20 protein-coding genes are annotated in these 25983 nt (G+C 59.0%); 11 read left to right on the top strand and 9 right to left on the bottom strand.

The annotated features are described in order from the left end of the window. The first annotated feature begins 46 nt into the window (after positions 1-46). A complete protein-coding gene (locus ACID345_RS14210) occupies positions 47-337 on the top strand; it encodes a hypothetical protein (RefSeq protein ID WP_011523558.1) in 291 nt (96 codons plus the stop codon). Further along, positions 334-1446, top strand: coding sequence for a class I SAM-dependent methyltransferase (locus ACID345_RS14205; RefSeq protein WP_011523557.1), 1113 nt, complete (start codon positions 334-336; stop codon positions 1444-1446). Before ACID345_RS14210 ends, ACID345_RS14205 begins: the two co-directional genes overlap by 4 nt. On the opposite strand, the gene ACID345_RS14200 is transcribed toward ACID345_RS14205, so the two are convergent. Further along, the gene (locus ACID345_RS14200; RefSeq protein ID WP_011523556.1) at positions 1443-2900 is read right to left on the bottom strand and encodes a hypothetical protein; all 1458 of its coding nucleotides are present in this window, start codon (positions 2898-2900) and stop codon (positions 1443-1445) included. The genes ACID345_RS14205 and ACID345_RS14200 overlap by 4 nt on opposite strands. A 94-nt stretch (positions 2901-2994) precedes the next feature. Between ACID345_RS14200 and hydG the strand changes: the two genes are divergently transcribed. Then, on the top strand, positions 2995-4392 hold the full coding sequence (gene hydG, locus ACID345_RS14195) for a [FeFe] hydrogenase H-cluster radical SAM maturase HydG (RefSeq protein ID WP_011523555.1): 1398 nt from the start codon (positions 2995-2997) through the stop codon (positions 4390-4392). Here the strand turns inward: hydG and ACID345_RS14190 are convergent. Next, positions 4389-4883 (bottom strand): hypothetical protein, encoded by a 495-nt coding sequence (locus tag ACID345_RS14190; RefSeq protein WP_011523554.1) that lies wholly within the window; start codon positions 4881-4883, stop codon positions 4389-4391. The two genes, hydG and ACID345_RS14190, sit on opposite strands and share 4 nt — an antisense overlap. Positions 4884-5157: 274 nt before the next feature. On the opposite strand from ACID345_RS14190, the gene ACID345_RS25625 reads away from it, so the two are divergent. Continuing rightward, positions 5158-6405: a YXWGXW repeat-containing protein gene (locus tag ACID345_RS25625; RefSeq protein WP_049761912.1), complete on the top strand. Its 1248-nt coding sequence runs from the start codon at positions 5158-5160 to the stop codon at positions 6403-6405. Positions 6406-6459: 54 nt separating this feature from the next. Here ACID345_RS25625 and ACID345_RS14180 read toward each other — a convergent pair whose 3' ends face one another. Together ACID345_RS14180 and ACID345_RS14175 are read right to left on the bottom strand one after the other, a co-directional pair. After that, positions 6460-6999: a hypothetical protein gene (locus tag ACID345_RS14180; protein ID WP_011523552.1), complete on the bottom strand. Its 540-nt coding sequence runs from the start codon at positions 6997-6999 to the stop codon at positions 6460-6462. 57 nt (positions 7000-7056) lie between these two features. Then, a complete protein-coding gene (locus ACID345_RS14175) occupies positions 7057-7599 on the bottom strand; it encodes a GNAT family N-acetyltransferase (RefSeq protein ID WP_011523551.1) in 543 nt (180 codons plus the stop codon). Positions 7600-7668: 69 nt separating this feature from the next. Between ACID345_RS14175 and ACID345_RS14170 the strand changes: the two genes are divergently transcribed. The 6 genes from ACID345_RS14170 (at position 7669) to ACID345_RS14145 (ending at position 16575) form a co-directional block, all read left to right on the top strand. Continuing rightward, positions 7669-8019 (top strand): cupin domain-containing protein, encoded by a 351-nt coding sequence (locus tag ACID345_RS14170; protein ID WP_011523550.1) that lies wholly within the window; start codon positions 7669-7671, stop codon positions 8017-8019. An 86-nt stretch (positions 8020-8105) separates the two neighbouring features. After that, a complete protein-coding gene (dnaE, locus tag ACID345_RS14165) occupies positions 8106-11585 on the top strand; it encodes a DNA polymerase III subunit alpha (protein WP_011523549.1) in 3480 nt (1159 codons plus the stop codon). 156 nt (positions 11586-11741) lie between these two features. Continuing rightward, positions 11742-12698: an acetyl-CoA carboxylase carboxyltransferase subunit alpha gene (locus tag ACID345_RS14160; protein ID WP_011523548.1), complete on the top strand. Its 957-nt coding sequence runs from the start codon at positions 11742-11744 to the stop codon at positions 12696-12698. A 135-nt stretch (positions 12699-12833) separates the two neighbouring features. Beyond that, entirely contained in the window at positions 12834-13547 is a 714-nt protein-coding gene (locus ACID345_RS14155; protein WP_011523547.1) for a M15 family metallopeptidase, read from the top strand. Between the two features lie 128 nt (positions 13548-13675). Next, positions 13676-15955: a hypothetical protein gene (locus tag ACID345_RS14150; protein WP_011523546.1), complete on the top strand. Its 2280-nt coding sequence runs from the start codon at positions 13676-13678 to the stop codon at positions 15953-15955. Between the two features lie 269 nt (positions 15956-16224). Continuing rightward, positions 16225-16575 (top strand): STAS domain-containing protein, encoded by a 351-nt coding sequence (locus ACID345_RS14145; protein WP_011523545.1) that lies wholly within the window; start codon positions 16225-16227, stop codon positions 16573-16575. Positions 16576-16589: 14 nt separating this feature from the next. On the opposite strand, the gene ACID345_RS26970 is transcribed toward ACID345_RS14145, so the two are convergent. The 4 genes from ACID345_RS26970 to ACID345_RS14130 all read right to left on the bottom strand — a co-directional run bounded on the left by ACID345_RS26970 (position 16590) and on the right by ACID345_RS14130 (position 22558). Beyond that, a complete protein-coding gene (locus ACID345_RS26970; protein ID WP_187148831.1) occupies positions 16590-16742 on the bottom strand; it encodes a hypothetical protein in 153 nt (50 codons plus the stop codon). A 21-nt stretch (positions 16743-16763) separates the two neighbouring features. Then, positions 16764-18275, bottom strand: a complete 1512-nt coding sequence (locus tag ACID345_RS14140; RefSeq protein WP_011523544.1) for a fumarate hydratase — start codon at positions 18273-18275, stop codon at positions 16764-16766. Between the two features lie 142 nt (positions 18276-18417). Beyond that, positions 18418-20832 carry a beta strand repeat-containing protein gene (locus tag ACID345_RS14135; RefSeq protein ID WP_011523543.1) on the bottom strand — a complete coding sequence of 805 codons (2415 nt, stop codon included), beginning with the start codon at positions 20830-20832 and terminating at the stop codon, positions 18418-18420. Between the two features lie 193 nt (positions 20833-21025). After that, positions 21026-22558 carry a M48 family metallopeptidase gene (locus tag ACID345_RS14130; RefSeq protein WP_011523542.1) on the bottom strand — a complete coding sequence of 511 codons (1533 nt, stop codon included), beginning with the start codon at positions 22556-22558 and terminating at the stop codon, positions 21026-21028. A 146-nt stretch (positions 22559-22704) separates the two neighbouring features. On the opposite strand from ACID345_RS14130, the gene ACID345_RS25620 reads away from it, so the two are divergent. Next, positions 22705-24459 carry an aspartyl/asparaginyl beta-hydroxylase domain-containing protein gene (locus ACID345_RS25620; protein ID WP_011523541.1) on the top strand — a complete coding sequence of 585 codons (1755 nt, stop codon included), beginning with the start codon at positions 22705-22707 and terminating at the stop codon, positions 24457-24459. Positions 24460-24543: 84 nt separating this feature from the next. Here the strand turns inward: ACID345_RS25620 and ACID345_RS14115 are convergent, their stop codons facing one another. Continuing rightward, positions 24544-25632, bottom strand: coding sequence for an acyltransferase family protein (locus tag ACID345_RS14115; RefSeq protein WP_011523540.1), 1089 nt, complete (start codon positions 25630-25632; stop codon positions 24544-24546). Positions 25633-25983: the final 351 nt, after the last annotated feature.

Raw genomic sequence — 25983 nt, 5'->3', positions numbered from 1 at the left:
CTTCCATCCGCCTAATTTGTTTGCAGCCTCTCGGTACAATCGAATCATGGCCAATCCTCGCCTGGAGCGCGTGCTGAGTCACCTGCGGCAGTATGAACATCCGCTGCTGGCATTTGACGCGCGCGAGAAAGGCGAGTGCGTGGAAGTCATCATCAAGTTCAAGGACCCGCCGGTTCCAGTGCACACCTATTATTTCGAAGTGCATCCGCGAGACCTCGATCACCCGCAGTTTGCATGGACCTTCCAGCGGCAGTTGTATGACTGCATGCACGACTACTTTGTCGAGATGTTCACCCACACGCCGCAGAACGTGCGCGATTACCGGACCAAACATTGAGCTTGCGCGAAGTCATCATCGACATCATCCGGCGCGACGGGCCGATCCCGTTCTCGCGTTACATGGAGCTGTGTCTCTATCATCCGGAGCTCGGCTACTATTCACGGCCGCGTGAGAAGTTCGGCAAAGCTGGGGATTTCTACACCTCGAGCGATGTCCATGCCGTCTTCGGACGATTGTTATGCCGGCAGTTCGAAGAAATGTGGCGTCTGCTCGGATCGCCCGGGCAGATGGATCTCGTCGAGCTTGGCCCGGGCCGCGGACTGTTCGGGCAGGATGTGCTGGATTGGGCAGGGAAGAAGTTCCCCGAGTTTGCGAAAGCGCTGCGGTATTGGCTGGTGGAAAGCTCGCCGAGTCTGCGGGCGAGATTGAGAGAGCGGTTCGCGGGGGACTCGCGGGTGAGCGTCTACGAGGGTCTTGAAGCGGCCGCGAGCAATTGCGGTGATTCGCTCGTCATGTTCGGCAACGAGTTCTTCGACGCGATTCCCGTGGAACTCCTGTCGAGGGCCGGAGAACTCTACATTGCCGAGGATAAAGGCCACTTCATCGACCGATGGGTGCAGCCACCTCACGACCATGTGCAATACCTGCGGGATTACAGCGTGCCTCCGGAGAGTCGCGGGAGAGTGGAAGTAGCGATGCAATCCCAGGAGTGGATGGAGAAGATTGCCCATGCTTTTGCGGAGCGTCGCGGCTTCGCGCTCTTCATCGACTACGGCTATACCCGCGAGCAGCAGCTAGCCGGACGCCATCTCGACACCCTGATGACATTCCGCGAACACCAGGCTTCCGCAAATCCATACGAAGCGCCGGGTGAACAGGACATCACGACGCATGTGAACTTCACGGCGCTGCAAGGGGTCGCCGAAAAGAACGGAATGACGTCGCTCGGACTCGTAACCCAATCGCAGTTCTTGCTCGGCGTTGGCCAGCAGACCGAATTTGCCGATGCCTTCGAGTCCTGCGTGCTGCCGCAGGAGCGCGCGAAGGTTGCGATGCAATTGAAACACCTGATCTCTCCCGAAGAGATGGGCGAGCGCTTTCACGCCCTGGTGCTTGCGCGTGGAATTCAAGGCGGCCAGTTGAGTGGCTTATCGTTTAGCCGCTAGGGCGCCGTTAAGTGCGGCAGGTCCCCATTCTTCTGCCCGGCGTGCAACTCTGCAACGCAAAGATCATTCACGTGATCTCCGCACGCATAGATTTGGGAAACGGGGAGATCGCGCGGCTGTATTACGTACTGGCCCTCTTTAATCCGATCAATGGCGTCGTTATCCACGAGCACGAATCGGTTGTCCGGCTCCGCGCGCAGCCGGAACTGGCTGGTGCTCGGTTCGTAGTTGGTGTACGAATAGCAATAGCCGATACAGGCGCGGTCAACGGAATGGTCCTCGTGAATGCGCCAGCCCGGCACTGGTTGCACCAGGCTGATCATGCGGCGCCCTTCGGGTTGTTGACGCACCAGCGCGGAAACGATCTGCACGCGCTGTTGCAGGATTCCGGTGTCATGATGAAGCGCTGCAAAAAACGGTACCGCGAGTGCCGCCGTCGCGACCGGGAACCAGAGACGCGGACGGCAATTTGCCACAAGGACGGTGAGGGCCACGGCTGAGTAGAGCGACCCGCGGTCCGGCAGGAAGCCCATCATGCCAAAGGTATCTTCGCTGTGCAGGCCACCCGGAGCGAAGCAGACCACCAACGCAATCACGAGATAGAACTGCAGCCACTTCGAATGGCGTTCCCGACGCCAGGCAAGGGCAATACACATTGCGCACAGCGTCAGCGTCGCGCCGGAAATCCACAGATAGCCGCGTCCGAAGACGTAGAGTTGGTCAGCCCCGAGAAGCCAGAACTGGCTGATCTCGCGCGGCAGGACTTCAACGTGCCGCACCACGTACCAGCGCAGCACGAACGCGAGGGCCAGCAGCGCGGACGTCAAGAAAAGCTGCGATCTCAACGAGAGCCATCGCAGGCCGATGAGATAAATCGCGAGCGCTACAAGGCAAGCCGCGCCCATCGGATGCGCCAGCGCCGACAGCACGAGCAATACCGGCAGCAATAGAAACTCGCGTAAATTCCCGCACACCACAATCGCCAGCGCGAACAACGAGAATCCCACCGAGAGATAGAAGTTCAAGAATCCCCAGTGGAAGATCACGCCGTAAGCGAACATCGCCAGCAGCGGGACCACGCTCCACGCCGCCTCCCTTGCGGCGGCGGATGCCAGCGCGAACGCTCCCCAGAAGAAGACCAGTACGCAAAGTGATGCCACGATGCGCTGCGTAGCCACCACGCCTACAGAAGGCAGCAGTTTGCCCAGGAGCAGGTCAATCAGAATGTTAGTGTGCAAAGGCTCCAGAGAAAGTCCCGGCAGCAGGTCCCGCTCCACCGACTGCGACAGCCATGCATTGTAGAGATGGCTGCCCAAATCCGCGGCCTGCACTTGCTGGTGCCAGAAGCACGGAATCAAAATCGCGCCAGAACAGATCAGAAACGCAAGCCAATGCGCGCGCAGCCAGCGCAGTGCATTCAATATGGCGGATTGCTGCGTTTCCCGATCGTTCATCTCTGCGCATTGTAATTGTTCGGTTCGCGCCAGTGCATGGATGTGCGCTGCATCACAGACACCCCGGTCGCTTCGCCCTGATGATGGAAGCACAATGAACATCAAGTCTGTCGCAGATTTCATCAAGGAGCGCGAGATCGAGCAGGCCCTGAAACTGGCCGCCCGCGCCGACAGGAGCATGGTGCAGGACTGCATCCAGAAAGCAGTCTCCATGCAGGCACTCACATTGCGAGAGGTCGCGGTGCTCATGTGCGCCGACGGCGATCTGCGTGAAGAATTGTACGAGGCTGCTCGCTTCGTGAAGAACGAGATCTACGGTTCGCGGCTGGTGCTTTTCGCCCCGCTCTATATCTCGAACCTCTGCACCAATGAATGCTCCTACTGCGCGTTCCGGAAAGACAATAAGGAAGTCCGTCGCCGTTGGCTTTCGCAGGAAGAAATCGCGCAGGAGACACGCATCCTCATCAACCAGGGATACAAGCGGACCCTGCTGGTCGCCGGCGAGGCGTATCCGAAGAACGATTTCAATTACGTTCTCGAGTCCATCGCCACCATCTATGCGACCAAGTCCGCCAAGGGCGAGATCCGCCGCGTACACGCGAATGTCGCGCCGCCTACGGTCGAACAGTTCTACCAGTTGCGGGAAGCCAAGCTCGGCGTCTATCAGTGCTTCCAGGAGAGCTATCACCGTCCGACCTACGCGGCGGTGCACAAGGCCGGCAAGAAGGCCGATTACGATTGGCGAGCGGCGGTCATGCATCGTGCCATGGCCAGCGGCGTTGGCGACGTCGGCATGGGCGTGCTCTACGGCCTCTACGACTGGCGTTGGGAGACCTTGGCGCTCATGCAGCACATTCGCGATCTGGAACGAACCTTCGGAGCAGGCTCGCACACCATCAGCGTGCCGCGGATTGAGCCGGCCGTAGGTTCGAAGCTCGCCACACGCCCACCAAATGCCGTGACCGACGACGACTTCCTGAAGATCATTGCAGTCCTGCGATTAGCGGTTCCGTATACCGGGCTGGTGATGTCCACTCGCGAACCGGCCGAAATTCGTCGCAAGAGTCTGGAAATCGGCATCTCGCAGATGTCCGCCGGGAGCCGCACCGATCCCGGCGGCTATTCCGAGAGCACCATCGACAAAGATGCCGGGCAGTTCGTGGTTGGTGATCACCGTCCACTGGATGAGATCGTGAAAGAAGTAGCGGAGATGGGATTTATCCCGTCATTCTGCACAGCCTGCTATCGCGTTGGCCGCACCGGGTCGGACTTCAAAAACCTCGCCAGTCATCCCCACGTAATGTCGCGCAACTGCGAGACCAACGCCCTCACCACGCTGCTTGAATATCTCTGCGACTATTCCGTCTCCAACAGAGTTGCGGGTGAACACATGATCGAGATGCAGTTGGAGAAGATGGCGCCGACGCAGCGAGCGTTTGTCACACAGATGCTAAATCGAATTAAACGCGGGGAGCGAGACGTCTTCGTTTAGACTTCGCCCTTCTCAAATCCCACAATCCTCAGCTTCCCGCGCTTCGGCGAGGACTCAATCGTGTGGATGAAATTCACCGGCGTGCCGTCTTCATAGGTGACTTGTTTCTCCGATTCATCGAGATCAGAGCCGAACACTAACCGCCAGCCATCAGCAGTACGTGGCCCGCAGATGTGCCAGCCCGGAACCAGGACGACATCCTTTTCGTCCACTTCCACCCAATCGCCGACATGCAGTCCAGTCTTGGTACTGAAGGCCGCATCCGTCGTGAAGAGATAGCGAACGAGCCGGCGGTCGTCATAGGCGACAACATTGAACTTCGTGCCGCCAAGCGTGACATCTGCGAAACAGGGATAAGTCTGCGCCGGAGAGGTCGCGCATTCCTGTTTGGAGGCGCGCGGTACTTCGCTGGAATGCAGACGATAGCCGACATCAATTTGAGCGGCGGCAGTGGCCGCCGTCAGCAGGGTAAGGGCGAGTAAGCGGTACATCCTGCACCTCGAACAACGAGCGTTACGCAAGCGCGAGAACCCGCAGATAAGGCATTTGCGAGAGGCCATGGTACCCGAACCCGCGAAAAATCAATCATTACTTGGGTACCGTATGGCGCCGCCGGGAATGGCAACAAGGTGCCGGACGCAGTGTTGCGGCCCTGTGAATGACACCTTATGCGAGGCAGCGATACAACACGGCGTGCGAATGCCGCTTCCGTTCATATACGCGAGGGGGACGTTTGCCGTCCGCCGCGTCAGGAGGGGAACGTCCATGAAGATTCGTCGCTTGCTTTATCCCGCGATGCTGCTGCTCATCGTGTTGGGCTTGTCGGGGCTCTCGTTCGCACAATTCGGTGTCTCTATTTCTATCGGTGTCGCGCCGCCACCACTGCCGGTCTATGACCAGCCGCCGATCCCCGCGGTCGGTTACATCTGGACGCCCGGCTTTTGGGCATGGAGCGATGACGGCTACTACTGGGTTCCGGGAACATGGGTGCAGCCTCCCGAAGTCGGCCTGCTTTGGACGCCGGGCTATTGGGGCTGGAATGATGACCAGTCGGCTTTCGCTTGGAACGATGGCTACTGGGGACCCGAAGTCGGTTTCTACGGCGGAGTTGATTACGGCTATGGCTACACTCCAGACGGCTATTACGGTGGCGAATGGCGAGGCAGGGACTTTTACTACAACCGCGCCGTGAACAACGTAACCAGCGTTCACATCACGAATGTTTATGAGAAGCAGGTGGTAACCCACACAACCGTAGAGCGCGTGAGTTACAACGGTCCAGGTGGTGCGCAGGCGAAGCCAACGCCGAAGCAAGTACAGGCGAAGCAGCAGAAGAAGGTGGATGTTACGCCCGTACAGAAACAGCATGTGCAAGCAGCGAAGAGCAATCCACAACTGCTGGCCAAGAACAACAATGGCAAGCCGCCTGTAGCAGCCACCTCGAAGCCTGGCGACATGAGCCATGCCGTGCAGGCGAAAGCAGCCGGCGGCAAGATCGATCCGAAAGTGCTCCAGGCCAACGCCAAGACTGCGCCGAAGACGGCCAAACCTGCGGCGCGTCCGGAGGCGAACGCGGCGAAACAACCTGCAAAGCCGGCAGAAACCGGCAAGGCTGCCGAGACGAGCAAAGCCACCGAAGCAAACAAGCCCGCCGCGGAAACCGGCAAGGCCAGCGCAAGCAGCAAGCCGAGCACGGAGCCTTCGAAGAGCACCGAGCGTACGGCAACGAAGCCTGCGAGTGGCGCTGAAAACAGCGGAGCTCGCGCCAAACAGACGGAACCAGCTACGCCGCGTCCGGCAGCCAAGGAATCCGGATCGTCGGCCGGAATGCCGCAGTCGGAAGGTGCTGGTCATCGTGCAGAACCTGCCGGCAAGGCCGCGGAACCCAAGGCACAGCCTGCTGAGCATGCTCCTGCTGCCAAGGAAAAAGCTGCGCAGCCGGAAACGAACAAACAGAAGCCGGAGAAGGCCAAGCCGGCATCTGAGAAAGACAAGCCGGAAGAACCAAAATAAGCTGTCGCAAGTGTAGGAAATCCCCATGCATTCTGCGCATGGGGATTTTTTTGATTATCGGGGCAGCGTGAGAGGTCGCCGCAGCGTGACCGTCACCTCGCGCATGCTATCGGGGACGGTCACCGAGTTGGTGTCCACGTCATAGCTCTTGTCGCCGATCGTGATTGAAGTCAGGCGAACCATCTTCTGCGGGGCGGTTGCTGCCGGCGTGTAGCGCGGATCGAAGTACACCGGGCTCACATCGAAGGAGATCTTTGCCTGTGCGGGAACCAGCACGCCGGATTCATCGCTCACCGCTGCCGAGACAATTTGATTTTGGGTATCGATCTTGATCTTGGTCCCCGCTGCGATGACGAGCTTGGTCGGGTCGGTCTGGGTCGCGGCACCATCTGGGCGAGGCGACGTCGGGACACTGGCATCCGCCGTCACAGCGTCGCCTTGAGCCATCTCGATACCCGTCGCCTTGGCTTCCTTGCGGGCGCGAACATCGCGAGCAATATCGCCCAGAGGACGCGAGTCTTGTGTCAGCGCCATGGGTGCGAGCCATGCAAATGTGGCGGCTGCAAGGAGAAGCATGCGGGTAGGATGGGTCACGTCGGCCTCCAGGATCCAAGAGAGTAGATGCCGAAATCGAAACCCGTGAACCCGGCCTCAGAGCGTCTTCGTCATCCTGATCACCGGCAGCACCTCGCCATTCGGCAGCGGAACGTCCACCCGCTCATGGTCCACATAGCCGCGCAGCCGGTACACGGGTGCCCCCGTCAGGGTGGATCCCATCTCCAACCGTGTGAATCCTGCGTCTGCCGCGGCATCCTCACAGTGCTTGAGAATCAGGCTCCCGAGGCCGCGACGCGCGTATTCCGGATGAGCAAAAATCGCCCTGATCTTGGCCGCATCGGTCTTGGGATCGAGCGCCTCGGGAATGCGGTTCGGGCCGCCATCGCTGCCGAAGAGCGTTTTGCGGTAGCTCCAGCCACCGCTGGCGACAATCTTCCCATCCAACTCCGCCACGAAGTAGGTCCGGTCGTGGATGAGTTGGGTGTCCACGCCAAGAGCGTGGCCGAGCGCGCCATCGAGCTGCGCGGGCGTGTAGTCGTCGGCTTGGAGCTCGCGGCAGGAGCGCTCAATGAGTTCGTGCAGCGCCGGCAAGTCGGCTTCGGTCGCAGCGCGGACGCTGACATCGAGCGTGGGCATCAGGAAATGATAGGCGGATTGCGTCCAAATCAGCTAGCCGGAATCGAATAGAAAAGCGAGGCCCGGCGAATGCAGAATTCCTCATATAACGTAATCACACTGGCGGCAGAGTCCGGGACCACCGAGAGCTACAACAACCACTCCATCGCGAAAGTGAACGATCACGAAGTCCGCATCAGCACCATGACCGAGTCTTATCACTGGCACGTGCACCCTGACTCCGACGAGTCGTTTCTCGCTCTGGAAGGCGGGCTTTATATCGACTTTGAGGATGGAACGGTCGAGCTAAAGCCGGGCCAAATGATCACCGTCGCCCGCGGAGTGCGCCATCGCACCAGGCCTGTCGGCGCACGATCCGTGAACCTGACGTTCGAACGCACGGATGCTCGCAGCGAAAAGGTCCCTTCCCCAAACGAATGAAGATGCGAGTTTCGCCCTCGAATTCCACAGCCCCGCCGCGTTTCGCCATGGGAACTGCCCCATCTAAGCGAATAAAATAGAACTACATGCCCCCTGAATTCGTCCATCTCCACCTGCATACCGACTACTCCATGCTCGACGGCGCCAGCGACGTCGAAAAGCTCGTTGCGCGCGTGAAAGAACTCGGCCAGCCGGCGGTCGCCATGACCGACCACGGCAATATCTATGGCGCGGTGCACTTTCAGAACGCTGCGAAAGAGAAGGGCGTCAAGGCGATCCTCGGGTGCGAGCTCTATATCTGCCAGAAGGAGAACCACCGGGAAGCGCCGGAGGGCGACAAGTACAACCACCTCATTGTTCTCGCCGAGAACGAAGAGGGTTACCGCAACCTGGTCAAGATCGTGAGCGAGGCCTCGCTGCATGGCTTCTATTACAAGCCGCGCGTGAGCAAGAATTTTCTCGCCGAACACTCCAAGGGATTGATCGGGCTCTCGGCGTGCCTGAAGGGTGAAGTCGCCGAGCGGCTGACGGAAGGGAAGTACGAAGCCGCGAAGAAGGCTGCCACTACCTTTGGCGACATCTTTGGCGCGAACAACTTCTATCTCGAAATCCAGGACCAGGGTCTCGAAGAAGAGAAGCGGATTCACCAGGGGCTTTTCGATCTCGAGAAAGATCTCGGCTATCCGATGGTGGCCACCAACGACAGCCACTATCTTTGCGAAGACGACAGCCACGCGCAGGACGTGATGGTCTGCATCCAGACCGGCAAATCCATCCACGATACCAACCGGATGAAGTTTTCCACCAACCAGTTCTTCGTGAAGAGCGCGCACGAGATGTCGCAAGTCTTTACCGGCGCCGATCGCGTGCTCGCGCGGACGATGGAAATCGCCGAGCGCTGCAACGTGAAGCTCGAAAAGGTGAAGAACCCATTCCCGCGCTTCGACGTTCCCGAAGGCATGTCGATTGACAGCTACTTCGAAGACGTGGCGCGCCGAGGCATGGCCAAACGCATGAACCTGATGCGCGATCTCCAGTCCGCCGGACGCCTTCGCCACACCTTCGCGGAATACGAAGAGCGCCTCAACTTCGAGATCGACACGATTAAGAAGATGCAGTTCCCAGGCTACTTCCTCATCGTGTGGGACTTCATCCGCTACGCCCGCGAGAACAACATTCCCGTCGGCCCGGGGCGTGGATCGGCCGCCGGATCGCTCGTCGCTTATGCGATGACCATCACTGACGTCGATCCGCTGCAGAACAACCTGCTCTTCCAGCGCTTCCTCAATCCCGAACGTATCTCGATGCCTGATATCGACGTGGACTTCTGCATGAACCGTCGCGGCGAGGTCATCAAGTACGTGACCGAGAAGTATGGCCGCGACCAGGTGGCGCAGATCATCACCTTCGGCACCATGGCTGCGAAGGCCGCGATTAAAGACTGCGGCCGCGCCATGGACATCCCGTACGCCGAGGTCGATCGCGTGGCGAAGATGGTGCCCACCACCATCAACATCACGATTGATGGCGCGCTCAAAGATTCGCCGATGCTCGCCACCGCCTACGAATCTGAGCCTCAGGTAAAAGAGCTCATCGACACCGCCAAGCGCCTCGAAGGCCTGGTGCGCAACTCGGGCGTGCACGCTTCCGCTGTGGTGATCGCGCCGCAGCCGCTTACCGACCTCGTCCCGCTGCATAAGACGAAGAACGACGAAATCGTCACCGCCTACGACATGAAGGCGGTCGAAAAGATGGGCCTGCTGAAGATGGACTTCCTCGGGCTCACTACGCTCACTATTCTCGACGACGCTCTCAAACTCATCGACCAGACCCAGGGCGTGAAGATCGAGCTCGAGAAGCTTCCGTTCGACGACAAGCAGACCTACGAGCGCATCTTCCACAGCGGATACACGAGCGGCGTCTTCCAGTTTGAAAGTTCGGGCATGCGTGATGTGCTGCGCAAGTACAAGCCCGATACCGTCGAAGACCTTACCGCTCTCAACGCACTGTACCGCCCCGGCCCAATTCAGGGCGGCATGATCGATGACTTCATCAACCGCAAGTGGGGCCGCGCCAAGGTCGACTACTTCCATGACGATCTCAAAACCATCCTGGTCGAGACCCTCGGCGTCATCGTGTACCAGGAGCAGGTGATGCAGATCGCCAACAAACTCGCAGGATACTCACTCGGTGATGCTGACCTGCTCCGGCGCGCGATGGGTAAAAAAGACGCGAAGGAGATGGAGAAGCAACGCGACCGCTTCACCAAGGGTGCGATCGATCGCGGCTACGACAAGCAGCTCACGGTCCACATCTTCGACCTGATGGAACAGTTCGCGGGCTACGGCTTCAACAAGTCGCACTCCGCCGCTTACGCACTGCTCGCGTATCACACCGCATATCTCAAGACGCATTTTCCCATCGAGTTCATGGCGGCGCTGCTCACCTCGGTCTCCGGCAGCACCGACGACGTGGTGAAGTACATCAACGAGTGCCGCGACATGGGCATTGAAGTTCGTCCGCCGGACGTGAACGTTTCGCTGGCGAGTTTTACGCCCGACCAAGGGGCGATTCGCTTCGGACTTTCAGCAATCAAGAACCTCGGACACAACGCGATTGAGTCCATCGTTACGGCCCGACAGGCCATCGGTAAGTTCTCTTCTTTCTTCGAGTTCTGTGAGAAGGTTGATCTAAGGCTTCTCAATAAACGTGTTGTCGAGTCGCTGATCAAGAGTGGTGCCATGGATCCGCTCGGCCGCCGCTCGCAGCTCTTTGCCGTCATCGACAAGGCCATGGAAGCTGCGCAGAAAACCCAGCGCGATGCCGAGTCCGGACAGCACGGCTTATTCGGCGTCTTCGACGAAGAGCCGGTCGCAGGGAAGAAGGTCGACTCGCTTCCTAACGTCCCTGACTGGGATGAGCACCAACGCCTCGCCAACGAGAAAGAAATCCTCGGCTTCTTCATCACCGGTCATCCGATGGAGAAGTACAAGGACAAGCTCGCCGACTTCCGCGCGATGAGCACAGAAGACCTCAAGAACATGCGCACCTCCACCGCGAAAGGCGAGGAGTACTACGTTGGAGGCGTGATGAGCGGCGTGAAAGTCGCGAAGTCGAAGAAGGGCGACATGTACGCGCTCGGCACGTTGGAAGACATCCACGGCGCAGTGAGCTTCCTCTGCTTCAACGAAAACTACAAGCGGCTGGTCGACAAGCTGAAACTCGAAGTGCCGGTACTGGTGAAGGGCGCAATCCGCATTGAAGAAGATAATCCGCCAAAGATCATGGTGAGCGACATCATCCCTCTCGACACCGCCGTGCCCAAGCTGCCGCAGAAGGTTCGTGTGCGGGTGCCGCTGAATAGCTCAACGGAAGGCACGCTCGACGCGCTGCACGGAATCTTTGGCGAGTGCAAGGGAACGGCTAAAGTGCTCTTTGATTTGGAGATGCCGGGCGACTTCCTAGTGGTAATGGAAGCGGAAAGCTATAATGTTCAAGCGGACCGGGCGTTTGTCGCGCGGGTAGAGGAGTTGTGCGGCCGCGGTGCAGTTCGAGCCATCGACTAATCTTTCCGGGAGTTGCTATTGGCTGCTCCGAAGAACCCGGGCGCGACCGCTGAGCGGGAATCCCCGCTGGTAAAAACCGGACTCCTTCCGGCCGTTGATTACTGGATCAGTGCCGTCCAGAGCCTCGTTGAATCGTCAGGAGCGAAAGCCCCCAAGATGGAAGCCACTTCGAAAGCGCAGCAGGAATTGGAACGGATCGAGAAACAGATCGCGGAACTGGAGAAGGCCGCCGGCGACAACCAGGCCGCCCGCAAACAACTCCAGGAGATGCACGAGCGCGTCAGTGGATTGCGCCGGCAGATCACCTCGCAAATGGGCCCGTGGCAAAAGGTCGAACTGGCGCGGCATCCGCAGCGTCCGTACATGATGGACTACATCGAGCGCCTCTTCACCGACTTCAGCGAAATCCATGGCGACCGCCAGTTTGCCGACGATCAGGCCATCGTCTGCGGCATGGCGCGCTTCCGCGGGCATGACTGCCTCGTGGTCGGAACCCAAAAGGGCCGCGACAACAAAGAGAAATTCCGCCGTAACTTCGGTTCGCCGAATCCGGAAGGCTATCGGAAGGCGTTGCGCGCGATGAAGATCGCGGAGAAGTTCGATCGCCCGGTCATCACCTTCGTGGATGTCGTCGGCGCATATCCAGGTCTCGGCGCGGAAGAACGCGGCCAGGCCGAAGCCATCGCCCGCAACCTCCGCGAGATGGCCCGACTGAACGTTCCGGTCGTGACGATCATCACCGGCGAAGGTGGCTCCGGTGGCGCGCTGGCGATCGCCGTCGCCGACCGCGTGCTGATGATGGAGAACAGCATCTACTCCGTGATTTCCCCGGAAGGCTGCGCCTCCATCATGTGGCGTGATTCGTCGAAAAAAGAAATCGCAGCTGCCGCACTGAAGATTACCGCCGAAGACAATGTCGCCATGGGTACCGCCGACGACATCATCAAAGAACCCGCGGGCGGCGCTCATACGGACTATGACGAAGCTGCCGCGTTCGTCGGCGAAGCCATCGCCAAGCATCTCGGCGAACTCGTGCAAATGCCGAAAGCCCAAATGCTCGACGAGCGCTACAAGAAGTTCCGCGAGATGGCAAAGTACTTCGAGCAGGTATAGGCATCAGCACAAAGCCCCTGTCATCCTGAGCGGAGCAGCGCGCAGCGCTGCGCAGTCGAAGGATCCCTATCCCCACAAAGCTGCTTCGTTCTGCGAACAGAACGCACGACGGGATATTGTTGTATCCTCTCCCTCATGTTTCGTCGTGGGGTTCTCTTCCTCTTTCTCTGCGCGCCGCTCGTTGCGCAACAGCAAGTCCAACAGTTTCACATCACGCCGGTTCGCCCAATCCCAGAGCTGCGCGCCGAAGCCCTCAAAGCGACGCCGCCAAAAGAATCCGACGACCTCCGCAAGCCCGACCTCGTGGAGTTGGTCAAGCTCGATCCCACCATCAAGCTCGACATCCATTACGCCTCGAGCAACAACTTCCTCGGCACGCCTCTCTATGAAGAAGCCCGCGCATTCATGGAGCGTCCCGCCGCCGAAGCCGTGGTGCGTGCGAACAAGAAACTCCACGAACAAGGCTTAGGCCTGCTGATCTTCGACTCCTATCGCCCCTGGTACGTGACTAAAATCTTCTGGGATGCGACCCCGCCCAAGGACCACGACTTCGTCGCCAATCCCGCCGAGGGTTCGCGTCACAATCGCGGCTGCGCCGTCGATCTTTCCCTCTACGATCTCAAAACGGGCAAGCCACTCTCCATGCCCAGCGATTACGACGAAATGTCGAAGCGCGCGTATCCCGACTACACCGGCGGCACCGCGGAAGAAAACGCCCATCGCGATTTACTTCGCAAAACGATGGAAGCCGAAGGCTTTACGGTCTACCAGTACGAGTGGTGGCACTTTGACTACAAGGACTGGAAGCTCTATCCAATCGTGAACCTGCGCTTTTCCGATATTCGCTAACCCCTCTTTGACAGCCGTTTCCCGCGGCACTGAAAATGTTTTCAGTGCCGCGCAAAATCCAGCTCTGCTTTGCGCCTCTCTCAGTAGGATCCCCTCCCTCAGATAGCAACCTACATTGGAGCGTAAAGATGAAGCGGCTTCTCGCATGCGTTTGTCTGTCGTTGGCCACCTGCGTCGCGGCTTTTCCGCAGCAGGACACTTCGGTTTCCACCAGCAGCAATGCGGTGGTTCCGCGCCTCATCCGCTTTAGCGGACAGGTCAAAGGCGCCACCGGCACCGTCGGCATCACTTTCAGCCTGCACAAGTCACAGCAGGACAGCACCAGCCTCTGGATCGAGACGCAAAACGTCAAGCTCGATGCCGATGGCAAGTACAACGTCCTGCTCGGCAGCCAGAAAGCGATTCCCGTCGAGTTGTTCTCCGCGGCAGCGGCGCAATGGCTGAGCATTCATGTCGAGAACCAGGCAGAGCAGCGCGTGCTGCTCGTGAGCGTTCCGTATGCGTTGAAAGCCGCGGAAGCGGAGACCATCGGCGGACACAACGCTACTGACTTCGTCACCACCGACAAGCTCACCACGGTCGTGAAGCAGGAGCTCAAAGTGCAGAAGTCGAGCACCGACAAGCCCGGCGCTACCACGAACAATGTCGGGAGTTATGTGGATTCCAATGCAACCCAGGTTCTTACCGTCACCCAGAACGGTACCGGCGTCGCCATTAATGCGACCGCCGCAAACGATTATGCGGTGAAGGCCAACAGCCCGAACTGGGCGATTGTTGGTCGCTCCACGAATACGACCGGCGCGACCTACGGCGTGGTCGGCACCGTCGCCTCCACCGGCGGCACCGCGATCCGTGGCAGTGCTACCTCGACCACCGGCGGCACCTACGGCGTTTCGGGCACCTCCGCCTCGCCAATTGGCTACGGCGTCAGCGGCCAGAACACCGCCACCACCGGCAACGCCGTTGGTCTCTACGGCAAGACTGCTTCGTCGGCCGGACTCGCCGTCCGCGCGCAAGCCTCATCCGCGACCGCGCATCTTTTCAGCGGCACCGGTAGCGCGAACTCGGAAATCTTCTACGTGGATGGGCTCGGCAACGTCTACGGCAAAACCGGCTACTTCTCCGGCTATCCTGATGGCAACAGCTACAGCTCCATCGGCATAATCGCTACCGGATCTTCTGAAGGCACCACGGCCAACACTGACGGTGGGGCTGGCGGCAACTTCACGGGCGGCAGCAACAGTGGTTCAAGCAACAGCAATTTCGCCGGCAATGGAATTAACGGCTACGGCGGAAGCGTAACCGGCGACAACTATGCTGGCGCAGGCGTCTACGGGGCCGGCGGTAGCGGAGCCAACGGCAACGGCACCGGTACTCAGTTTGCTGGTTATGGTGTAAGAGCACAGGGCGGAAATAACGCCTCGACAGGCAGCATTTATTACACCGGCGGCTACGGTGTCTATTCACAGGGCGGCAGCAGCGTCGCGACCAACGCCTTAGGCGGCGTCGGCGTTCGCGCCATTGGCGGACAAAGCACCAACGGCACAGGCGGCACCGGCTTGGTAGCGGAAGGCGGCTACAGCCCGCTTGGTAAGCCTGGCTGGGCAGCATCGTTCGGCTACGGCGGTGTCTCTGTCAATGAACTGACCGGCAACGGAGCCGGAATATTGCTCGGCCGTACCGGATGCGGCGCTGGCTTCGCCGGCATCACGCTCTCGATTTACACGAACACCAACTGTACCGACTACAACATTCTCGGCGACGGAACCAGCACCTACCTGAATCGCACAAGCGGCGGCAAGATCTACTTCCGCGAAGGTAACACGACACAGATGTATATCGCCTCGGGCGGTGATGTAACCGTCAACCAAAACCTGAATGTCGGATTGAGCGCAACGGTTACGGGCACGTTGACGGCGCACTCGATTGTCGCCTCGATCAAGAACTTCGCAATTGATCATCCGCTCGATCCGGCCAACAAGCTGCTCTATCACACCAGCATCGAGTCTCCCGACATGAAGGATCTCTATGACGGAATGATCGAACTGGATGCGAAGGGCGAAGCTTGGGTTACGCTACCGAATTACTTCGAAGCCCTCAACCAGGACTTCCGGTACACGTTGACGGCCGTCGGGCGCAGCGCTCCGAATCTTTACATCGCGAAGAAGGTGGACGGCAACAAGTTCAAGATCTCCGGTGGCAAGCCGCACATGGAGGTCTCCTGGCAGGTCACCGGCATTCGTCACGATGCGTACGCCAATGCGTATCGCGGACCGGTGGAGGTGGAGAAGTCCGTAGCCCAGAAGGGCAAGTATTTGAGCCCTGAGCTTTTCGGCGCATCGCCGGAGCAGGCAATGAGTCCCTCACCCACGCAAGCGAGCGTTCAGACGGTTTCGGATGTTCACTAAGCTGAAATTGTAAGAAACAAGAGCGGGGCAGAACGTGTCAGGGCGTTCTGTCCCGCTCTTGTGTTTGTGCCAGAAGATCCGGCGCTCGCGCTGACATCGCTCTCCTTCGCGCGAGCCTCAGAGCAGGGAAGCGATAAAAACCTGCCCGCCGTTCGTCTGTGAAGTTGGAGACGATCTTTCGCTAAGGCGTTGTACGAGTTCGACCCGATTGACGAGGCTTTTGCCCTGTGGGAATATGACGAACCCACTCTCAGCTTCGACGAGGAACTTTGGCCGACAAAGCAGCAACCAGCTCATTCATCGTTGTAGTCAATCGTGACGCAGCAGTGCCCGTCGTTCGTTGCACCGGGCGCCTGGTGCTCGGACTCACCGATGAATTGCTCCTCCCCGTGAAGCAATTGATCTCAGCATCAAAGCGCATCGTCCTCGATTTCACCGAACTCACCCGCATGGACAGCTCCGGCCTCGGTACCATCGTGCGGCTCCTCGTTACAGCGAAGGCCGCAGGCTGTTCGCTGGAGTTGAAGAACGTAGGCCCGCCCATCCGCCAACTGCTCGGCATCACCAACCTGCTCGATGCGTTCACCATCATCGGGGAAAACAACATCAAGCTCGGCTAGTTCAGACCGCGGTCTTAGTCGAAGTATTTTCGAGCCGGCGCCTTCGGCTGCTGTCGGCCGTCCGGCATAAATTCTTCGACTCGAAATTTGGCCAGTTTATCAAGCCATGCGACTGCGTTTTCTTCCGGGTTTTTTCGAACTTTCTTCCGTGTACGGCGGATCTTCATTCAAACTCCGTAATCCATCGGCTAGCCGATACTCACCAGCTCTTCGATCCTCTTCTTCCACTCCGCCGGTCCAGTCTGATGCACCGACGTCCCATTCACATCCACCGCCACGGTCACCGGCATGTCCTTCACATCGAATTCGTAAATCGCTTCCATGCCAAGATCCCCGAACGCGACGGTGCGTGACGACTTGATCGCCTTCGCCACCAGGTAAGCCGCGCCGCCCACAGCCATCAGGTAAACCGCGCGGTTGTCACGGATGGCTTCAATCGCCACCGGCCCCCGCTCGGCCTTACCGACCATTCCCAGAAGTCCGGTCTGCTCCAGCATCTGGCGAGTGAATTTATCCATGCGAGTAGCAGTCGTCGGACCCGCCGGCCCCACCACCTCATCCCGCACCGGATCAACCGGCCCCACGTAATAGATAAATCGATTGGTGAAGTCTACGGGGAGCTTCTCGCCCTTGTTCAGCATGTCGATCATGCGCTTGTGGGCGGCATCGCGTCCGGTGAGCAGCTTGCCGTTGAGCAGCAGAACTTCGCCCGGCTTCCACGTCGCCACTTCCTCGCGGGTCGCGGTGTCGAGGTTCACACGCCGCGCGTTCTGCGGCGAGTAAGTCAGCGTCGGCCAGTCTTCCAGATTCGGCGGATCAAGATGCGCCGGCCCACTGCCATCGAGATGGAAATGCGCATGCCGCGTAGCCGCGCAATTGGGGATCATCGCAATCGGCAGGTTCGCCGCGTGCGTCGGATAATCCCGCACTTTCACGTCGAGGACGGTCGTCAATCCGCCGAGCCCCTGCGCGCCAATGCCAAGCGCATTCACTTTCTGATAAAGCTCAATCCGCAACTCTTCCGCGCGGTTCTTCGCTCCGCGCGCAATCAATTCCTGGATGTCGATCGGATCCATCAACGCTTCTTTGGCGAGCAGCATCGCTTTTTCCGCAGTTCCGCCAATGCCAATCCCCAGCATTCCCGGCGGACACCACCCCGCGCCCATCGTCGGCACAGTTTTCAGCACCCATTCCACAATCGAGTCGCTCGGGTTCAGCATGGCAAACTTCGACTTCGCCTCTGACCCGCCGCCCTTCGCAGCAACAATCACGTCCACGCCATCGCCCTTCACCAATTGCACGTTGACGACAGCCGGCGTGTTGTCCTTGGTGTTCTTCCGCGCCCCCGCAGGGTCGGCAAGAATCGACGCGCGCAGCTTGTTATCCGGATGGTTGTAAGCGCGCCGCACGCCTTCATTCACCATCTCTTCCGGCGTCATGTCGCCTTCCCAGCGAACGTTCATGCCAATCTTCAGGAATGCGGTAACGATCCCCGTATCCTGGCAAATCGGCCGATGCCCCTCGGCACACATCCGCGAGTTGATCAGCAGCTGCGCAATAGCGTCGCGCGCCGCCTCCGACTGCTCCTTCTCGTAAGCCGCCGCAAGGCTCTTGATGAAATCCACCGGATGGTAATAAGAGATGTACTGGAGCGCGTCAGCCACGCTCTGGATAAAGTCTTCCTGCTTGATGACGGTCATAGCTCTTCTAGATTAAACCCTGCGACCGTCCCGATGACCCGTCCAAGCACGATGTAAATCTCAGCGTGTCCCTTTTCCAGCCTTCTTCCCAGGCCTGGAATCCCGCGAGAGCCGTGGCACTCCGCCGGTGTGTTATGTGCTTTCAATAAACGACCAAGTAAAACGGTTCGTCTAAGCCAAATCCAGCTGTGTCAACGGTCGAAAGGCAAATGTTGTTCGCCGTCTTGGGGTGGCACACTGGGAACAGCGATATCGCAGCAGTGTGTTCGCCATCAGACTGCACCACGACCGAAACAAAGCGGTCGTCGACCTTGAACCCAAAGTCAACGATAGGACAACCTGGCGTACCGTAGGTGGAATAGGTAAAACCACATGGCGGAGTGGAACTCGCCGCTCCCGTGAGCTGCGAGTTGAAGCACCGGACGATCTGGCCGCTTGCAAGCGTGGGATCCACGTACACCATCGCTTTGACCCAGCCGCCCATGGAGCGGTTCTGTTGCACGTTGCTGGGAGTTGCGAAGCCGAAGCCGCCATTGGTCGACAAGCCGTAGACACCGACCCCACCCGCTGCATCATTGATGCCGGAGACACCTGCGCCGCTGGTAGTGTGCGTGATTCCGCGTACACCGTCCGACCCGTAGCCGCTGGGAAACACTACTTTCCCGAAGCTTTCCCCTTGCACGCCAGTGCCATAGTCGAGAGCGACATTCGCCGCCGTGCCAAGCACCCCGTAGCCCTGGCTGTTGTTCACTCCCTGCACTCCGCTATTCAGGCTACTCACGCCGTACACGCCCGCGAAGTTCACACTTGAGCCCATGGTGCCGACATGGTTCGCTGAGTCTCCCCAAACGCCCGCTATGCCGCCGAACCCCGAAGCCGGGCCAGCGGCGCCATAGGTTCCCGCCGTATTTGCCAGCGTTCCATTGTTAATGCCTTTTACCCCGTATCCCCCGTCTACCGTGCCTAATACTCCAACGCCGTTGGTGGCCCCGGTGTCGCCATGAACACCTACAGCGGCGTAGGTGTTCCATAGCTTGCTGGTTGTTGTGGAGAACCCGAGCACACCGTTCATCTTTCCGTTTCCTTCCACGCCGATTCCGCTGATGCCGTAGCTGACCCCGTACACTCCGAGTCCCACCGGTCCGTCAGAGGCGCCCTGTACGCCCGAGGACGAGAAACTGCCTAAGTCCGTTGAGTGCCCGTAAATGACTGAGGCTGAAGAGGCGGATCCCGTAACCTGGAGCATGGTCTGGGTGCTGCCGGTGATGGTCTGCGGCATCGTAAAGGTGTTGGCAATGTTGAGCGCTCCAGTGCCGGGGAATTGCTGTCCGCTCGCGAAGCCCACCAGTCCGCCAAACGTCGCGGTGCCGCCAACGTTCAGGCTGCCCGCTCCCGAGATGTCTCCGGCGCCGTTCACACTGAATACCTCGGTCCCTGCGCCTACTACGCCGCTGAACAGTTTGCCGCTCGCGGTGTTCTGAAATACCGCCGCCGTTCCACTCGCGCTCGAGACCGACGCGAACACGCCCTTCGTGACGCCGCTGCTCGCCGTGTTCGTGCCGTACAGCGCAATGCCGGTCGTCGAAGCGGATGTCCCGCGAACACCCACTCCCGTTCCTGTCGGGGATGTGTTCTGTCCAAACACGCCGTAACCATCGGGCGATTGCGTGATGCCCTTTACGCCGGTTGCCGTCCCTGTCGCCGTGTTTGCAGTGCCATAAACTGCGATGCCGGCATTCGATGTAGACGTCCCGCGTATGCCCACCGCTGTTCCCGTCGTCGCGCTGTTCGATCCGAAGATTCCATAGCCCAGCGGAGAACTCGACGTGCCGTACACTCCGTAGCCGGCCGTTGCGGTTGCGGTACTGTTCCCATACACTGCCGTGCCCGCGCTTCTTCCGTAGAGCGCGTATCCCGTGGTCGCATTCGACGAAACGCCGCTCCCTGTACCGCTCTGCGTGACGCCTACTACCTGGTCCGTCGTGCTGCCGCTGAAATTCGTCGGCGTGCCCGCGAGTGCGTTTGCGATCGCACCCGTCGCCGTGCGCTCCGCACCCGTCGATGACGCTTGCTCCTGCACTTCCTGCTTCACTACCGACGCCAACTTCTCATTGGTCACAAATTCGCTCGGAGGATGTCCGGCAAGCGAATCTGCCTCGGCTGCCCGTAGCGCATACGGCACGCTGACCAGGTACACCCGCGTCTGCTCGGCTTGGCCTTCCGCGCGAATTCCCAGCCATTGCGCCTCGCCGGAGATAAACAGCTCCATCGGAATACCTTCCGCTTTGGTCGCACCGAGCAGTACGTCATATTTATTCGTGCGGTCGAGTTGAACGTTCTGGGTTTCCGTCCATAGCGCGACATCATCTTCTTCCGACTTGTGCAGCGTGAAGGTAACGCCCACAGTTCCGGATACGCCTTTCAAGTGACCGGAGAATCGGATCAGACGAGGGACAATCACTTGTGGCGCGGCGGAAAGCGGTGCGGACGCTTGCTGTGCAAACCCGAAGACGCAAACCCACAAGAACATGCAAAGGCATGTCAGGCGACTGCTCATGGCGACCCTCCAAAACTGTAAAAGCAAATTGCCGCCCCGGGGAGGGCAGCCAGACGGGTACAGCTTGCGCAGTGGCGAGAGTCTAGCCCAGTTCTGGGCGAATCTCAACAACTCGTCGCAACACTATACTTAACTCTCGAGTCGGGCAGTTTGTTTGCGATCCGCAAACTTCTCAAGCTCCTCGATGGAGAATTCACCCTTGCGCCGTCGCCGTCTGTGCCGCCGGAATCAGCTGCGCTCCTGCGATCCCCATCGCAGCCGTGCGCGTGGCCCACGCTTCAGCCGACGACTTGCCGTTCTCCAGGTCTTCGACAATATCGAACGGGTCCACCTCAACGTTCTCCCGCACGAGGCGCAATTCGCCGGGACCAGAGTCGATCTTCCAGCCGTGGTCGACCATGACGAGTGCCACCGCGCAACCGATCGACTCAATAGTACGGTTTCGCCGCTGGCGTGGATCGAGCACCCTCCCCGGCGGATCAGGCACGCGGACGGCGATCGGACCGAGGTTCAGCAGCATTTCAGGTATCGAGTCGATGGTGAAGGGTCGGAGCACGGGAGCGATCTCCGCCACTCGTTTCCGCCAGTGGGTCAGCATGATGTTCGGCTTCAAGTCTTCCCATGCGGCGGGTTTCAGCTGCTTGTCGCGGAGTTTCGGGAGCAGGGTAAAGAGAAGCGCCTGTTCGGCTGCGTCGAGATTTTCGAAGAGGGAAGTCGCAGGCAACGCGTCGTCCGACCGGGTTTCGACACCGTTGTTCGGAAGAGCCGAGAGCTTGGCAATGCGATCTCGCAGCGGAGGATGCGTAGAAAAGGCATCTACCTTTTGATCGCGCAGGATCGTCTCCAGATTTTCGTTCACCACCCGCGCCACAGGTCGCGCGGAGATGAACGTGGCAAAGCCCCGGGTGAGCGGCGGACGATAGCCGGCATCCAGAATCAGTTTGACCTCGTTGTTCCAGAACGCTCCAACCGCAATGCCACTGGGAACAATCTTCCGCAGTCCCTGGATGAGAGCGTTCGGACCGGCAATTTCCGCGGCGAGTTCGTCGGCGCGGAATTCCTGCTTGCGAGACATGGAAAGCGTGGCGCGAAGAAAAAACTTCCAATAGCCCACGAGCAGAAATGCGACCACTCGATATGCAATATTCACCACGAGAAAGCGGGCCGCCACCTGGAGCACGACGTTGGGCTTGCCGAGAGACTGCAAGGTTCGGACCATGCCCGCGCGTGCCTGGTAGAGAGATGGTCCAAGCCGCGTGTCGCCGCGGTAGTAGTGGCCGAACTCATGCGCGAGGACAGCACGGAACTCGGCGATAGTAAGCGTGGCCAGAAGCGGCAGGCCGAGTCCCATGATGCGCCGCCGTCCGAAGCCCATGAATCCACCGCGCTCGGCCACAAACGCATTCATGTCGGGAACGAGATACACCTCCGCCGGCATCGCTTCATTCAGATCGCCGGCGATCTGATTCAATTCGGTGAACAGTCGCGGGCATGTGTCGGGCGCGAGGGTCGGGCCGGGAGCTTCGAACTTGTCGCGGCGCGGGACGAGCGACCAAAGTATGGTGCATCCGAGGATGACACCCCCGATCCCGGCGACGTAGTTACCTGTGAAAATAAGCGCAATGCACGCCAGCGCGAGAGCGAGGGTGACAAGGTACGAAGTTAGGATCAGCAGGACGCCGAGCAGGGTCCAGAGAGCCAGAGATTTTTGACGGCGACGTTCCATGGATGGGCCCTGGTAGTTTTTTGGTGAGCGATGCTAACACGCAAACCCGTCGTTAGGCTCGTCGAATTTGACGATGAGGCCCGCGTCCACTCGCACCACACTCCCCCTGTGCGAACAGCCGCCTCAATTACAATCGCGGAACACAGATGTTCACGACGCTGAAATTGCCGTTCCAGTTCGATGTGCACCGTCTGAAGGCCGATCTCGCCCAGGTGCAGCCCGACGAATGGGTACTGCACCACAATCGCGTGGACTACGACGGCGGCTGGAGCGGAGCCGCGCTGCGTTCGGCCGGCGGAGCCACCCGCAACCTTATTCTGGACTCCGGACAAACCGCGGATTACGCCGACACACCTCTGCTTGACCGCTGCCATTATTTTCGCGAGGTTCTGGCGGCGTTCGACTGCCAGTTGAAGAGCGTGCGCCTCCTGAGCCTCGCGCCGCAATCGTTTATCAAGGAACATACCGACCGCGAGTTGCAGTATGAAGACGGTGAACTCCGCATCCATATTCCGATCCAGACGAATCCCCGCGTGGAGTTCTATTCCAACGGCGAGCGGCTCTTGCTGGAAGAGGGAAGCACCTATTACCTCAATGCGAATCTGCCGCATCGCGTCAGCAACCGCGGCGCGAGCGAGCGCGTTCACCTCGTCATCGACGCCAAGGTCACACCGTGGGTTGACGCATTATTTCAGAGGTCGCTAGCGGAAAACTGGTCGGTGCCGCGGGTCGCGGCCGAAGAAGAATTCGAAAAATTCCAGGCATTGCTGTTGCGCGAACCCGCCCTGCAAGCAAAGTTGCGCGCCATCTCCAACCCCGACGAATGTTTCACCACGGCTTGCCAGTTGGGACGCGAGTACGGTTTGCAATTCGACAAGGCCGACATCCACGCTGCGAAGCTTGCACTCAACCGCGGCGAAGTGCCGGGCACAATCGAGTTGGAGAGTTCGGCCGAGTCGCTGCGCGATTGGGTCCCGGCGCGCGTCCATGTCCGCGAGCCCGAGCCGATTGTGGAATGGGCGCACTTTGGAAACCAGCCATTCACTCAGCCCTTCTTCGAGCAGACACTCTCCGCCGCCACCGCCTCGCCGTTCGCGTCAGTCTTTCGCGGCTATTCCACTCTGCCGACCGCCGCCGACTCCGCGCGCGACGTAGAACCGCACGGATTCATCTTCCATATGACGCGCTGCGGTTCCACCCTGCTCACGCAAATGCTGGCCACGCTCCCGGAGAATCTTGTGGTTGCGGAAGCGCCCGCCATCGACCACGTCGCGCAGGCTGACCTCAAGCTCGCGTCACTCTCGACGGAACAGCACATGCATTGGCTGCGGGCCATCGTGCGCGCCATGGGACGCCCGCGAAACAGTAGCCAATCCAGGTTCTTCGTCAAACTGCATGCCTGGAATATCCATCAGTTACCGCTCTTCCGCGCGGCGTTCCCAGCGACGCCTTGGATCTTCTTATATCGTGATCCGCTGGAAGTCCTGGCATCGCAACTGATGGAGCCCGGCAACTACAGCGTACCCGGCATGGTCGATCCGCGTACGTTGCAACTCACCGCTGCCGACGCAGTTCTCACCGACCGCTTCGGCTGGTGCAGCAAAATGCTGGCGCGCATCTGCGAATCCGCGGTCCGCTTCCACGACACGAAAGCCCTGTTCGTGAATTACACCGCGCTCCCCGAAGCCGCATGCAGCGAAGTAGCGAAGCACTTCGGACTTCACCTGTCGGATGACGAAGCAGAGAAGATGCGTGCCAGGGCGCAGTTCCACTCCAAGACCCCGTTCTACTGGGCAGGGAAAGACGAACGTCCCAAAGTCCTCAAAGACGAAGCACAACGCCAGAAAGCCACAGAACTCTTAGGTCCGATTTACCAGGAGTTAAAAGCCCTGTCATCCTGAGCGAAGAACGCGGAAAACGTTCCGCGTTCGCAGTCGAAGGACCCCTATCGTCTCCAGAACGCTTAAGGACGATTGAATTGCGATTTAGCTTCGCTCTTGAACACCCGTGACGACGGGCTGTGAATTCCCCAACGAAGGAAGCTCCACCGCATTCAGACGGCTACTCTCCGCCCTACCCGAAAGCCGCGAACGCAATTTCAACATCGGTTGCTCGACGAGGAAGTAAGAGGCCAATGCAGCGAGAAAAGCGAGCACCAGGTTTTGTGGAAAGGCCGTGTACCATGCGTTGGAGGTATGGTCCAGGAAGACCTCCTGCCAAAGGTACAGGCTGTAACTCAACACCCCGATGGCAGCCACCGGCTTCCAATTGAGAAGACGATATTTCATGTTCACGCAGTTGTAGATCAATCCTGCTATGGCTAACTGCATGAACGTGACACCGATCGATTCGTAGAACTTTCGCGCCCAAGGGAAGCGGGATGCGAAACCGCCCTGGATCACGAGAATCAATACAGTGAAAATGACTCCGGTGATGGGCTTGAGCAGCCAACGGTCGTAACGCTTAAGTTCTGGAATAGACATGGCAAGCAGGCATCCCGTGGCGAGCGTATCTGCGACGGTGAACGAGTACCTGCCAACATCCGTGAACCCCAATGCGTAGCATGCGACACGAACGAACGGGGAGAGAGCGATGGTCCACGCCGCCACCTTTCGAGAGCGGATAAATCCAGCACAACATATCGCAGGCCAGACTAGGTAGAACTGTTCTTCGATGGACAGGGACCAGAGGTGGGTAAGCCTCCAGCCGTTGTGCACGAAATTCTGGAAGTACAAATACGCGCCGGCGATTTCAATGCCGGGAATTTCCTTCCAGAACAACACGACCATAATGGTCGTAAAGACATAGGCGGCTGGGAGAATCCGCAACGCGCGTCGAACGTAAAAGTTCGAGAGGCTGATTGTGCCGGTCTTTTCCCGTTCCTGCATCAGCAGAGTCGTGATCAGGTAACCCGAGATTACGAAAAATACGAACACCCCAAGTTTTCCGCAGCCGCGAATATAAAGGCTCGAAAAAATCTTTGGCGCGTTAACGGTGCCTGACAGGTGCGACAGAATCACGAGCGCGATCGAGAATGCCCGCAGGCCGTCCAACGATGGGATTTTTCGGTTCAAGCGAACGGGCCTCGTTGCAATTCCCAGTCGATGGGATCTCTGATATTGGTGTGGCGTCAGTGTAGCGTGGATCCCCACTCGATTCAATCTTCCGCTATTGACTCTCTGCTAAACAAAATCTTCCAATTTCCCTGTACCACCTTTGCGGTAGATTTGTCCGAAATTCGCGAATTAGTAAAATTCGTGGGCTCAGGATCACGTTTTATGGCGTTCTGAGAAAAAAATGCGGGGCAAAATTCGGCAGATTTTCGACCGTGTTCGGATCGGCTGTCTGCAAATACCCGCGAAATAAGCACTTAAAAAATGTTGTTTACCAACTTCTAACTTCGGGTTTTACCGTAAGTTTTCCTC

The organism is Candidatus Koribacter versatilis Ellin345 (genome assembly GCF_000014005.1).
Classification (GTDB): Bacteria; Acidobacteriota; Terriglobia; order Terriglobales; family Acidobacteriaceae; genus Korobacter; species Korobacter versatilis_A.
This window is presented reverse-complemented; position numbering and strand designations above follow the sequence as displayed.

Coding starts and splice junctions, on each gene's coding strand:
- ACID345_RS14210 (WP_011523558.1), top strand. CDS start 47: ATGGCCAATCCTCGCCTGGAGCGCGTGCTGAGTCACCTGCGGCAGTAT.
- ACID345_RS14200 (WP_011523556.1), bottom strand. CDS start 2,900: ATGAACGATCGGGAAACGCAGCAATCCGCCATATTGAATGCACTGCGC.
- hydG (WP_011523555.1), top strand. CDS start 2,995: ATGAACATCAAGTCTGTCGCAGATTTCATCAAGGAGCGCGAGATCGAG.
- ACID345_RS14190 (WP_011523554.1), bottom strand. CDS start 4,883: ATGTACCGCTTACTCGCCCTTACCCTGCTGACGGCGGCCACTGCCGCC.
- ACID345_RS25625 (WP_049761912.1), top strand. CDS start 5,158: ATGAAGATTCGTCGCTTGCTTTATCCCGCGATGCTGCTGCTCATCGTG.
- ACID345_RS14175 (WP_011523551.1), bottom strand. CDS start 7,599: ATGCCCACGCTCGATGTCAGCGTCCGCGCTGCGACCGAAGCCGACTTG.
- ACID345_RS14170 (WP_011523550.1), top strand. CDS start 7,669: ATGCAGAATTCCTCATATAACGTAATCACACTGGCGGCAGAGTCCGGG.
- dnaE (WP_011523549.1), top strand. CDS start 8,106: ATGCCCCCTGAATTCGTCCATCTCCACCTGCATACCGACTACTCCATG.
- ACID345_RS14160 (WP_011523548.1), top strand. CDS start 11,742: ATGGAAGCCACTTCGAAAGCGCAGCAGGAATTGGAACGGATCGAGAAA.
- ACID345_RS14155 (WP_011523547.1), top strand. CDS start 12,834: ATGTTTCGTCGTGGGGTTCTCTTCCTCTTTCTCTGCGCGCCGCTCGTT.
- ACID345_RS14150 (WP_011523546.1), top strand. CDS start 13,676: ATGAAGCGGCTTCTCGCATGCGTTTGTCTGTCGTTGGCCACCTGCGTC.
- ACID345_RS26970 (WP_187148831.1), bottom strand. CDS start 16,742: ATGAAGATCCGCCGTACACGGAAGAAAGTTCGAAAAAACCCGGAAGAA.
- ACID345_RS14140 (WP_011523544.1), bottom strand. CDS start 18,275: ATGACCGTCATCAAGCAGGAAGACTTTATCCAGAGCGTGGCTGACGCG.
- ACID345_RS14135 (WP_011523543.1), bottom strand. CDS start 20,832: ATGAGCAGTCGCCTGACATGCCTTTGCATGTTCTTGTGGGTTTGCGTC.
- ACID345_RS14130 (WP_011523542.1), bottom strand. CDS start 22,558: ATGGAACGTCGCCGTCAAAAATCTCTGGCTCTCTGGACCCTGCTCGGC.
- ACID345_RS25620 (WP_011523541.1), top strand. CDS start 22,705: ATGTTCACGACGCTGAAATTGCCGTTCCAGTTCGATGTGCACCGTCTG.